The organism is Flavobacterium sp. 9, from assembly GCF_002754195.1.
GTDB lineage: Bacteria > Bacteroidota > Bacteroidia > Flavobacteriales > Flavobacteriaceae > Flavobacterium.
In genome coordinates, this window is the sequence record NZ_PEEU01000001.1 from 3,564,753 (window position 1) to 3,576,537 (window position 11,785).

Consider the following 11,785-nt stretch of genomic DNA (forward strand, 5'->3'; position numbering starts at 1 on the left):
GGGCAATTAGAAAATGTGTCAATTAGAAAATGTGCCAATTACTTGTCTTTGGCTGCTTCTAATTTTATTCTATCCTTAAATTGCTCGTTGTTGTACTATTTTACTTTTTAATTGATGATTTTATTTTTAAAAATTGGGTTCTTTAATTAGATAATTCGAGATTGCCTGAATTGTCTAATTATCGAATTGCCACATTTTAAATTAGCCAATCAGATAATTCAAGTTTGGAGAATTATCTCATTTTCTAATTGGCGCATTTTCTAATTGATTAGTTTCTCAATAAACGCTGTGTTTATTTCGGTAAAATCTTTAAAAATATAATCAGCTTCATGTAAAATTGTTTCCTCACCAATTCCTACACTTACCATTTCTCCTATGTTTGCCGCTTGGATTCCGGCAACTGAATCTTCAAATACGATTGAGTTTTTTTGGTCAATATGTAGTAATTGAGCCGCTTTTAAGAAAACTTCTGGATCTGGTTTTGCATTGGTAACGTCGTTTCCGTCAACAATAACATCGAAATACGAAAGGATTCCTGTTTTTTCAAGGATTGGTCGGGCATTTTTACTCGCTGAACCTAACGCAATTCCTTGGTTTTTTTCTTTCAATAGTTGTAGAATTTTAAGTACTCCTGGAAGAATCTCGCTTTCGTCCATGTCAACTAAATAAGATAAGTAATCTTCATTTTTTTGAATTAACCATTTGTCTTTGTCTTCTTGTGAAGCCTGAACATTTCCTAATTCAAGAATTATATCTAACGAACGCACGCGGCTTACTCCTTTTAGTAATTCGTTGTTTTCGAGTGTAAAATTTATATTTAATGCTTTTGCAATTTTCTGCCAAGCTAAAAAGTGGTATTTAGCGGTATCAACGATCACTCCATCAAGATCGAAGATGAATGCTTTTTTATTATTCATGAATTTCAATTTTAGTTCTGCTATTTACTCTAAGGGTAAGTAATCCGGCAAATATCATAGATACTCCTCCGATAATTAAGGCGTATATAGGTTCGTTATGAAAGAATTGTTTGATTACAAAACCTAATATTGTGGCGGCAACAATTTGCGGTATTACGACAAAAAAGTTAAAAACGCCCATATAATAACCCATTTTTGCTGCCGGTAAAGCACCGGATAACATGGCATAAGGCATTGATAAAATACTTGCCCAGGCAATACCAACTCCCAACATTGGAAGTATTAGCATTTGTTTATCACCAATAAAATAAATCGAAATTAAACCAACACCTCCAGCGCATAATGCGATTAAATGTGTTGCTCTAACGCCTACTTTTTTTGCAATAATTGGTAGTAAAAAGGCAACTGCAGCGGCGATTCCGTTATAAACTGTGAACAATACAGAAACCCAGTCTGCTGCATCATTATATACTTTTGAAGTAGTATCTGTTGTGCCAAAAATGTGTTGTGTAACGGCTTGCGTTGTATAAATCCACATAGAAAATAAGGCAAACCAAGAGAAAAACTGAACCCAAGCCAGTTTTTTCATTGTAGTTGGCATATTCAATAAATCAGTCATAATGATTGTAAAACCATTATTGACTTGAGAATTTCTTAATTGTGAAGCGATCATGAATAAAACTCCCATGAAAATTAAACCTACAAACAAAATATAAAGTTCTTTGGCAAGACTATTTTCGAAAATCAAAAAGGAAACTAATGCTCCAATAACGGTCAATAATATCCCAATAGACAATTGTCTTTTGATGTTGCTTTTAGATTCTGTTTCCGGATTTAGGATAAGATCTTCTTTGTCTTTTTTGCTTTGTGCTTCAAAAGCATGAAGTTCTTCGGGTGTATATTCTGTGGTTTTAAAAACGGTCCATAATACGGAAAGTAAAAAAACGATTCCGCCAATATAGAAAGACCATTTTACGGAATCTGGAATAATTCCTTCCGGAGCTGTATTGCTTACGCCAAAAACATTTGTAAATAAATAAGGCAAAACAGAACCTACAACGGCGCCGGTTCCAATAAAGAAACTTTGCATCGCGAAGCCTAAAGTGCGTTGTTTTTCGGGTAAATTATCGCCAACAAAGGCACGAAAAGGTTCCATTGAAACGTTTATCGATGCATCCATTATCCATAAAGTTCCTGCTGCAATCCATAAAGTTGGAGAGTTGGGCATAATGAATAATGCGATTGAAGATAAAATGGCTCCAATTAAAAAATAGGGGCGACGTCTGCCTAAACGAGTCCAGGTTCTATCGCTAAAGTAGCCAATTACGGGTTGGATTATTAATCCTGAAACGGGAGCTGCAATCCATAAAATCGGGATTTCGTCAATTTTAGCGCCCAGGGTTTCAAAAATTCTTGAAGTATTTGCGTTTTGCAGTGCAAAACCAAACTGTATTCCTAAGAAACCGAAACTCATGTTCCAAATTTCCCAGAAACTTAATTTACGCTTTTCCATTATCGTAATTAAATAATTAATTAGACGATAAGCGCTTTGCTTATCAAAACTTACTTATGGTTTCGAAGTAAAAGTAAAAGCTTTGAGCAGGCGTAAAAGTATTAATTATTTTTTTATTTATGCTAACAAAAAAGTCATAAATGTTATTTATGACTTTAGAATATGTTGATTTTAAGAATTTTAGTCAGTAGATTCTCGTTGTATTAGATGTGTTTCGATAACTTCGGTGGTATAATTTTCGTTTTCTTCATCGTCATCGTCATGTTCGGCTTCGAGTCTTTCGATCAGCATTTTAGCCGCTTTATTTCCCATTTTTTCACCACTTTGGCTTACGGTTGTAATACTTGGCGTTGAATATTTTGAGATAATTCCGTCCGTAAAAGCAATTACTGCTAAATCTTCGGGAACTTTAAGTCCCATTTTTGATGCAGTTTTGATAATTGTTACAGCAAAAAGCTCGTTTACAGCAAAAACCGCATCAAAAGCTCTGTCGTGCAAAAGCTGACTAATTGTGATTTCGCAAGTATCGACATCTTCAATTTTTATAATTAAATCTTCATTGAATGGTAATCCGTTGTCCAGAAGCGCTTTTTCGTAACCATCGGTTCTCAATTTTCCAACGCTTACATAATCAACAGTGGTAACCAAAGCAATTTTTTTTCGGCCATTATCAATCAGACTTTGAACGGCTTCGTAAGCAGCTGCTTTATCATCAATAATTACTTTATCACATAAAATATCATTGGTAACGCGGTCGAACATTACAACGGGCATTCCCTGATTAATAACTTCGGTAATGTGATGAAAATCGCCTTTGTATTGGGTTTCTTTAGAGAGTGACATGATAAAACCATCGATACTTCCGTTGGCCAACATTTCCATATTCAGGACTTCTTTATCGAATGAATCATCAGATAAACAAATTACAACGCTATACCCATTTTCGTTAGCAACTTGCTCGATTCCGTTGATTACAGTAGAGAAAAAATAATGTACAATTTCCGGAATAATAATACCGATACTTTTGGTTTTCCGATTTTTTAAACTAAGGGCAATATTGTTGGGTTTATAGTTGTAAAACTTTGCAAAAGCTTGCACTTTCAGACGCGTTTCTTCTCCTATTTCCAGACTGTTTCGTAGTGATTTTGAGACAGTTGAAATAGATACATCAAGTTCTTTTGCAATCTGTTTCAGGGTTATTTTGCGTTTCATAATGGTTATTTGAAAAAAATCTAATTGTTAATAAAGGTATCTTATATTTTTATAATTGACAATTTTTGACTTAAAAGATTACAAAAAATAGAAAGTTTTCAACACTACCACGTTTTCGTAACTCAATATAAATTGTCACTGGTTGGTCGTGTTAATAAATTCCTAATTTTGAAATTCGAAGTAAAATTAAAAACTTAACTAACAATCAAAAACTCAAACTAATTTAAACAAAAAGTATGAAAACAATTTACAAAAAGTTGTTATTTTTATTCCTACTGTTGCCGTTTACTGTGTTAGCTCAAAACACTTTAAAAGGGACTGTTGTCGATAAAGCAACAGGTCAGCCAATACCAGGAGTAAACGTAAATGTACAGGGTTCTCCAAGTGGAGCATCAACCGGATTTGATGGTAATTACCAACTATCAAATGTTAAAAATGGTAACAAAATTACGGTATCTTTTATTGGATACAAAACAGAAACCATTGAGTATACCGGACAAAAAACACTCAACGTTTCTTTAGAGGAAGATAACAATCAACTTAAAGAAGTTGTGGTACAGGTAGGTTACGGTACTGTTAAGAAAAAAGACGCAACAGGATCTGTTTCTCAAATCTCTTCAAAAGAATTTAATAAAGGAATTAACGTAACTCCGGAAAGTTTAATCAGCGGACGTATTGCTGGTGTAAATGTTGTTGGAGGTGGTGCTCCGGGAGCTAAAGCAGATATTAGAATTCGTGGAGGATCTTCGTTAAGTGCTTCAAATGAGCCATTAATTGTAATTGATGGACTTCCTATGAGTAATGCTGTTCCTAATGGATCTACAAGTATTTTGTCTACAATTGATCCAAATGATATCGAATCTTTTACCGTTTTGAAAGATGCTTCTGCAGCTGCAATTTATGGTTCAAGAGCGGCAAATGGTGTAATTGTTATTACGACTAAAAAAGGAACTAAAGGTGGCGTGAAAGTTAACTTTAACTCTCAGGTTGGTATAAATACTGTGGCTAATACAGTAGATGTTTTAAGTGCTGATCAATTTCGTGCTGTTGTGAACGAAAAAGGTTCTGCTGCTCAAAAAGCTTTATTGGGTACAGCAAATACAAATTGGCAGGATGAAATTTTTCATACCGCTTTGACTACTAACAATAATATCTCTGTAAGTGGTGCTTTGTTTAACAAATTACCGGTGCGTTTATCTGTTGGAAATGTTGATAATCCAGGTATCTTAAGAAACACTTCTTTTGAAAGAACTACGACATCGATATCGTTAAACCCTGTATTGTTTGACAATCACTTGAAAATTGATATTAGTGGAAATTTAGCTTTTGGAAAAAATCAATTTCAAGACGAAGGTGCTGTAATTGGTAGTGCTATCGGATTTGATCCAACACAATCTGTTTATCAATCAGGTTCTCGTTATGGAGGATATTTTGAGTGGTTGGAACCAAGCGGAAATTTACCATTATTACCAGCAAGAAACCCAGTTGCGAGATTAAATCAAGACGATCGTAGAGCTACATCTACCAGAAAATGGGGTAACATTAGATTAGATTATAAATTTCATTTCTTCGAAGATTTAAGAATCGTTGTTGAAGGTGGTATTGATAAATTTAATAGTAATGGTTATACAAGAGTAAGTAATGAAAGTGCTTTAGGATATCAGCCAAACGTATTTACTTCAGGTAATTGGGTAAATTTAGGAGGAGATATACATTATACAGACAGTCGTCAGAATAAAAACTTAAATACTTATTTTAACTATACTAAAGATTTAGGAAAGTTTAAAATTGATGCTACAGCAGGATATAACTATCAGTTGTTTCAAAGAGTTGGATATGATTCAGGACAAACCAGAGAACCAAATCCTAAAGAAGATGTTACTACTGATCCGGATGTTAATTTACAATCTTATTTTGGTCGTTTGAATTTAGGGTATGACAGTAGATATTTATTGACTTTAAACTATAGAAGAGACGGAACTTCACGTTTTTCTGAAGATAACAGATGGGGTAATTTTGGAGGAGCTGCTTTTGCATGGAATGTTGCTCAGGAAGATTTCTTAAAAGGTAATTCGACTTTATCTAGTTTGAAATTAAGAGTTGGTTACGGAACAACAGGACAACAGGATATTCCGCCTCAGTACGATTATTTACGAAGAGTAACTTTAGGAACAATCAATACGCAATATCTTTTTAACGGAGTTGTTTACAAAGCGGCAAGACCTGAAGGATATAACCCAAATATTAAATGGGAAGATTTGGCTGAGTCAAACGTAGGAGTTGATTTTGGTTTCCTTAATGATAGAATTACAGGTACTGTTAACTATTTTGATAAAAAATCAAGTGACCTTTTGGCTGATATTCCTGTTCCTGACGGAGCTAATATTAGAAATAAAGGATATAACAATATTGGTAGTGTAAGAACAAAAGGTGTGGAGTTTAATCTTCAATCTGATATTATTAAAACAGATCAATTAACTTGGAATGTAGCTGTTAATGCAACTTATATAGATCAGAAAATTTCTGATTTAGGAGTTACTGTTCCTGGGTTTCAAGGATATATTACAGGAGATGTTATTGCCGGAGGTTCTGGAAACCAAGTGTTGATTCATTCTGAAGGATTTGCTCCAAATTCATTTTTCGTATTTGAGCAATTATATGATGCAAACAAAAGACCAATTCAGGGTGCATACGCAGACAGAAATGGAGATGGTGCTATTACAGATGCCGATCGTTACAAATTTCATAAACCAACAGCAGATTATACTTTTGGATTATATACTACTTTGAATTATAAAAAATTCGATTTTACAATGAACTGGAGAGGAAGTTTAGGAAACTATATTTATGATAACATAAGCTCTGACAAAGGGTATTTAGAAGCAGGTCTAAGAAGACAATCTGATTTATCTAACATCAGTTCAGATTATTATAATACAGGATTTTCAACTGAAAATAACTCGAACGGAACACAACGTAACTACTCTGATTATTTTGTAAAAGATGCTTCTTTTATCAAATTAGATAATTTGGTAGTAGGATATACTTTTGATAAAACATTACTAAAAGCTGCTTCATTGAGATTTACAGCAGGAGTTCAAAATGTTTTTGTTATTACAAAATATAAAGGTTTAGATCCTGAGAAATTCAACGGAATCGACAACAATGTTTATCCACGTGCGAGAACATTCTTGTTTGGAGTAAATGCGAATTTCTAATAGTACATTGAAAATTAAATTTTAAAAATAAACAAAATGAAAATATCATTTAAATATATATCTTATTTTCTCCTATTCATTTTAGGATTAAGTATGACGCTTACTTCGTGTACGAGCGACTTAGATGTGACGCCAAAGGATGATGATGAGTTTCTTTCTGATACCTTTTTTCAGGATCCGGCTTCATACAAACAAGTATTGGCAAAGTTATACGCAGGTTTGTATGTAGGAGGTAATGATGGAGATGGTACTCCTGATATTGCTGGTTTGGGAGGTGATTTTAGTAGTTATTTACGTTTAATGTTTGTAACGCAGGAATTTACTACAGATGAAGCAATTGTAGCTTGGAGTGATGATGGTTTGCCAGCATTAAATGGACAAACATGGAGCCCTAGTAACCAGTTTTTATACGGAATTTTCTCTAGAGCATTTTATGAAATTAGTGTGTCTAATGAGTTTTTAAGACAAACTACAGATGAAAAATTAGCGGAAAGAAATGTTGATGCAAACTTAAAAGCTGAGATTGCTACATTTAGAGCTGAAGTACGTTTTTTAAGAGCTTATTCATACTATAATTTAATGGATTTGTTTGGAAATGTGCCAATTACTACAGAAAATGATCCTGTTGGATACTATTTCCCGGAACAAAAAACAAGAGCTCAGGTTTTTGCTTTTATTGAATCAGAATTGAAAGATATTGATGCTGGTTTAAAAGCTTCAAAAGCTAATGAATATGGTAGAATTGATAAAACTGCTGCGAAATTTTTACTAGCACAGATTTATTTAAATTCTAAAGTATATACAGGAGTAGATAAAAATAATGAAGCTGCAGTTTTATGTAATGACATCATTACAGGTTCAGCTTATAAATTTGCTGATGTTCCTTACCGTTATTTATTTTCTGCTAATAATGACAGAAATGGTGCTCAGGATGAAGTTATTTTCCCTGTTATAGGAGATGGTAATGCTATTAGAGCTACTGGTGGAGGTATGAGTTTTATCCTTCATGCTTCTATTGGAGGTAGTATGAATGCTGCTGATCAAGGAATGAATGGTGGTTGGGCTGGTATTAGAACTAGACAAGAATTTGTTAAATTATTTCCAGATGTAACTGCGACTAGTGATAAAAGAGGAACTTTTTATACTAATGGACAATCTTTAGACATTGCTGATTTTGGAGTGTTTACAAATGGATATGCTGTTACGAAGTTTACTAATGTAAACTCAGATGGTACTGCAGCACAAAGAAATGATATTCCTGATACTGATTTTCCATTGTTTAGATTATCAGATGTATATTTAATGTATGCAGAAGCAACGTTAAGAGGTGCAGCAACAGGAAATATTGCTACATCAGTTGAATTAGTAAATAAAATTAGAGCAAGAGCTGGTGCAGGTGTTATCACAGCTACTGATTTAACTCTTGATTTTATTTTAGATGAAAGAGCAAGAGAATTGTTCTGGGAATGTCATAGAAGAACAGATTTGATTCGTTTTGGAAAATTCACAGGAGGATCTAAAATCTGGCAATGGAAAGGTGGCGTTAAAAACGGTAGTGGTACAGAGTCTTACAGAGACTTAATGCCAATTCCTTCGACAGCAATTCAGGCAAATCCAACTTTAAAACAAAATCCAGGATACTAACTAACCTTATAAAATAATAATAAAATGAAAAATATATATAAAATTTTAATCGCATTCATTGGTGTTTTAGCAGTATCATGTAATGCAGATGACGTAGAAAACAGACCAGTAATACAGCCGGTTACAGCACCAGTTTTGCTTACACCTGAAAATAGCTTTAACATTGTTCTTTCAAAAGAAAATGAAAAAGAAATTGCTACAACAGTAATTTGGGATGATGCTAAATATGATGGTACTCAAACAGTTGTAAACTACACAATTGAAATCGCTAAAGCAGGAACTAAATTTGCATCTCCTACTGCAGTAACTACAACTACTGCGCGCTTCAGAGCATTGACAGTAGCAGAGCTAAATTCAGCTTTGGTTAATGGTGGATTTATTGAAAAAGAAGAAAATAGTGTTGATATTCGTATTAAAGCTACTGTTGGTATTGGTGCAGAAGCGCAATATTCTAATTCTCATACTTTCAAAGCTACTCCTTATCACACGCCATTAGCAAGTTCTCACTGGTTAGTTGGTGCAGCTACGCCAGGTGGATGGACTTGGGATGGAGATGCTGAAACAGAATTCCCTCTAGTAGTTGGTAAAACTGATGTTTACCAAGTAACTGTTGTTCTTAAAAGTGGAGAAGCATTTAGAGAATTCTTAGGAAATAATTTCACAAGTAACGGTAACTGGGATGCAAGTCGTAACTATACTTACTATTCAGGTTTAGGATACACAATCGATTCAGAATTGGTAAATGCCGGTGATGGTGATAGTAACTTTAAATATACTGGACCAACAGGACCAAGAGTTTTAAAAATTGATAACGGAGCAAAAACTATAACTTTAGACTAACTCTAATATACAATAAATTGAAAAGGCTATCTTAGGATAGCCTTTTTTATTTGCAGAAAAACAGCAAAGTTTTTTATGAAATGATTGTTGTTTCAGATTGCTAAAATATGGTATAAATCTGTCGAAAGGGCTGTCTATAAAGACAGCCCTTTTTTGTACGCTGAACTTTTTAATTCCATAAAATTATATGCAAAACCATATAGTATTGGTAACAAATTAGAGACTCATTTTATACTATATAATGCGATTTATTGTCTTGTAATTTTTGGTTTATACTTGAAGAGTAAAGGAGTTTTTAAAATTGATAAAAATGTATAATTGTTGGTGTAAAATTTTTTAATGAGTAAAAAAAATCATATTTAATTGTCATTTTAATTATTTGTTAACAGTATAACGTTGTAGTTGAGCTTTAAAAAAATGTAAGGTAATTTGATAACGTATTTTTTATATTTTTAAGAGAAATATGATATTTTGATATTTAACAGCCTGATTAATTTGTAGTTGCAAATGCGAATAAAAAGGCTGTAAAACTAGTTGCGCAACTAGGACCGAAATAGAAATTGATGTCTTAAAAATAGGATTTTGGAGAACAAAAAGCGGAAGCCGAAAAGCTAATGAGTAGGCTACTTTAACTCATTAAAAATGAAAAAAATTAGTTTGAAGAATATTCATGAAGGAATGAAAAGAGAAGAAATGCGAATGATACAAGGTGGATCTGGCTGCGGATGTGGTTTAGGTGGTCCTTGTATTACTGGAAGCCCGGTGTTTAATTGCGCTGCTCCTTTAAGATGCGTTTCTAAGCCATTATTTCCCGGAGATACATTTACAGCAGTTTGTTCTTAAATTATTGTTTTAAAGTAAACATGTGTTTTTAAATAACCAAAAAGCGGAAGTCGAAAAGCTAATGAGTAGACAAACAAAAAACTTAAAATTTATTAAAATGAAAAAGATTAGTTTAAAAAATATTAGTGAAGGTTTAAAAAGAGATGAAATGAGAATGATCCAAGGTGGTTCTGGTTGCGGAGCGCCAGCAGGAAGTCACTGTTATCTAAATCATGGAATTTTTAATTGTGCTCCGGCTTTAAGATGTGTTCCTAAACCAGAATATTCAGGAGATATTTATAACGGAATTTGCGTATAAACTATTCTTTGTTCAATAAAGAAAGTGTGTTTTGAATTGACAAAAAAAGACAGTTCAAAAAACTAATAAATTAAAGACTATGCTATAAGTGAAATTATAGTATAGTCTGTTTTTTAATCTCATCACATGAATAAAATAGTATTACTAAACTGTTATCTGGGAAAACTGCCGTGGTATTTTGATTTTTTCCTGAAATCCTGCGAATCCAATCCAAGTGTTGACTTTATTGTTTTCTCAAATGATGAAGAAAAGAGAGTGCTTCCGGGAAATGTGAAAATGATAAAATTTTCATTAGAAACTTTTAATTCTCTTGCCTCACAAAAGCTTAATCTGGAAGTGAAGATTACGAATGCCTATAAGATTTGTGATTTTAAACCAGCCTTTGGAGTAATTTTTCAGGAGGAAATTTCGAGCTATGATTTTTGGGGCGTTTGCGATATCGATCTTGTTTTTGGGAGAATCAGAGAGTTTATGACAGAAGATTTACTTGATAATTATGATGTGATCTCGGTCAAAGATTCTTTTCCGTCCGGATATTTTTTGCTTTTTAGAAACAACGAGATTATAAATAATCTGTTCAAAAAAAGTAAAGATCATAAACTCATTTTTACATCAAATGAGAATTATTGTTTTGATGAATGTGGAGGAGCTTATGACGAAGTAATTTCAGGAATAAATATTCTGGATGTGCCTACAAAAACAGAAAGTATTCATCATGTTTTAGCTAAAGAACAAAATAATATCAGAGTTCATTTTGATTTATTTATAATCGAAGGAACACCGGGAAAAATAAAATGGGAGAATGGGATTTTAAGTTATAAAAATGAGTACGAAGTTCTATTGTACCATTTTAGCAGTTATAAGAACAACGTTTTTTCGAATATGAAAAAATGGAAAAAAATACCGGATTGCTTTTACATTGATAAATACAATATAAGAAAATATTCAAATTACAATATCTCCGCCAAATGGACGGACAGTATAAAGCCAAATCTTAAAAAATTTCTTTTGAGATAGATATGTCTTGTTCTAAATTTTTGAATATAAAACCAATGCTAACTATAGAAAAAGGCAAATATTCATATATGAATAGAGATATTTTTATTGGCAAAAATGATAAAGAACAAAATTATGTATGTTATCAGGATAATGGTAATCAGTTTGATTTAATCAAAATGATTTTTCATGCTAAATATTTTTTTAATGCACATACCAAACAATATTATAAAGATGAAAAAAATAGTTTCTCCGAGGTATTGCTTGACGGAAACTTAATTAAATACTCCAAATCATAAATTTA

10 protein-coding genes are annotated in these 11,785 nt (G+C 32.8%); 7 read left to right on the forward strand and 3 right to left on the reverse strand.

Translation table 11 applies throughout. The annotated features are described in order from the left end of the window. Nucleotides 1–260: 260 nt before the first annotated feature. From pgmB to CLU81_RS14740, 3 genes are all read right to left on the reverse strand, one after another. The gene (pgmB, locus tag CLU81_RS14730) at nt 261–917 is read right to left on the reverse strand and encodes a beta-phosphoglucomutase (protein WP_099710499.1); all 657 of its coding nucleotides are present in this window, start codon (nt 915–917) and stop codon (nt 261–263) included. Further along, entirely contained in the window at nt 910–2,430 is a 1,521-nt protein-coding gene (locus CLU81_RS14735; RefSeq protein WP_099710500.1) for an MFS transporter, read from the reverse strand. The genes pgmB and CLU81_RS14735 overlap by 8 nt, the downstream gene beginning before the upstream one ends. A 180-nt stretch (nt 2,431–2,610) precedes the next feature. Beyond that, complete coding sequence (locus tag CLU81_RS14740; protein WP_099710501.1) at nt 2,611–3,642, reverse strand: LacI family DNA-binding transcriptional regulator; 1,032 nt, start codon at nt 3,640–3,642, stop codon at nt 2,611–2,613. Nucleotides 3,643–3,878: 236 nt separating this feature from the next. Between CLU81_RS14740 and CLU81_RS14745 the strand changes: the two genes are divergently transcribed. From CLU81_RS14745 to CLU81_RS14780, 7 genes are all read left to right on the forward strand, one after another. Next, nucleotides 3,879–6,860, forward strand: a complete 2,982-nt coding sequence (locus tag CLU81_RS14745) for a TonB-dependent receptor (protein WP_099710502.1) — start codon at nt 3,879–3,881, stop codon at nt 6,858–6,860. A gap of 36 nt (nt 6,861–6,896) precedes the next feature. Beyond that, nucleotides 6,897–8,504 carry a RagB/SusD family nutrient uptake outer membrane protein gene (locus tag CLU81_RS14750; RefSeq protein ID WP_099710503.1) on the forward strand — a complete coding sequence of 536 codons (1,608 nt, stop codon included), beginning with the start codon at nt 6,897–6,899 and terminating at the stop codon, nt 8,502–8,504. A gap of 24 nt (nt 8,505–8,528) precedes the next feature. Continuing rightward, a complete protein-coding gene (locus CLU81_RS14755; protein ID WP_099710504.1) occupies nt 8,529–9,344 on the forward strand; it encodes a SusE domain-containing protein in 816 nt (271 codons plus the stop codon). A 642-nt stretch (nt 9,345–9,986) separates the two neighbouring features. Next, the gene (locus tag CLU81_RS14765) at nt 9,987–10,187 is read left to right on the forward strand and encodes a hypothetical protein (protein ID WP_099710506.1); all 201 of its coding nucleotides are present in this window, start codon (nt 9,987–9,989) and stop codon (nt 10,185–10,187) included. A 97-nt stretch (nt 10,188–10,284) separates the two neighbouring features. Continuing rightward, nucleotides 10,285–10,485, forward strand: a complete 201-nt coding sequence (locus tag CLU81_RS14770; protein WP_121327290.1) for a hypothetical protein — start codon at nt 10,285–10,287, stop codon at nt 10,483–10,485. A 126-nt stretch (nt 10,486–10,611) separates the two neighbouring features. Further along, nucleotides 10,612–11,502: a DUF6625 family protein gene (locus tag CLU81_RS14775; RefSeq protein WP_099710508.1), complete on the forward strand. Its 891-nt coding sequence runs from the start codon at nt 10,612–10,614 to the stop codon at nt 11,500–11,502. 35 nt (nt 11,503–11,537) lie between these two features. After that, entirely contained in the window at nt 11,538–11,780 is a 243-nt protein-coding gene (locus tag CLU81_RS14780) for a hypothetical protein (protein ID WP_144444506.1), read from the forward strand. The last annotated feature ends 5 nt before the right edge of the window (nt 11,781–11,785 follow it).

Bases quoted from the DNA above. Each gene is read 5' to 3' on its own strand.
- CLU81_RS14780 (WP_144444506.1), top strand. From the start codon at position 11,538: ATGCTAACTATAGAAAAAGGCAAATATTCATATATGAATAGAGATATT.
- pgmB (WP_099710499.1), bottom strand. From the start codon at position 917: ATGAATAATAAAAAAGCATTCATCTTCGATCTTGATGGAGTGATCGTT.
- CLU81_RS14775 (WP_099710508.1), top strand. From the start codon at position 10,612: ATGAATAAAATAGTATTACTAAACTGTTATCTGGGAAAACTGCCGTGG.
- CLU81_RS14750 (WP_099710503.1), top strand. From the start codon at position 6,897: ATGAAAATATCATTTAAATATATATCTTATTTTCTCCTATTCATTTTA.
- CLU81_RS14735 (WP_099710500.1), bottom strand. From the start codon at position 2,430: ATGGAAAAGCGTAAATTAAGTTTCTGGGAAATTTGGAACATGAGTTTC.
- CLU81_RS14770 (WP_121327290.1), top strand. From the start codon at position 10,285: ATGAAAAAGATTAGTTTAAAAAATATTAGTGAAGGTTTAAAAAGAGAT.
- CLU81_RS14740 (WP_099710501.1), bottom strand. From the start codon at position 3,642: ATGAAACGCAAAATAACCCTGAAACAGATTGCAAAAGAACTTGATGTA.
- CLU81_RS14765 (WP_099710506.1), top strand. From the start codon at position 9,987: ATGAAAAAAATTAGTTTGAAGAATATTCATGAAGGAATGAAAAGAGAA.
- CLU81_RS14755 (WP_099710504.1), top strand. From the start codon at position 8,529: ATGAAAAATATATATAAAATTTTAATCGCATTCATTGGTGTTTTAGCA.
- CLU81_RS14745 (WP_099710502.1), top strand. From the start codon at position 3,879: ATGAAAACAATTTACAAAAAGTTGTTATTTTTATTCCTACTGTTGCCG.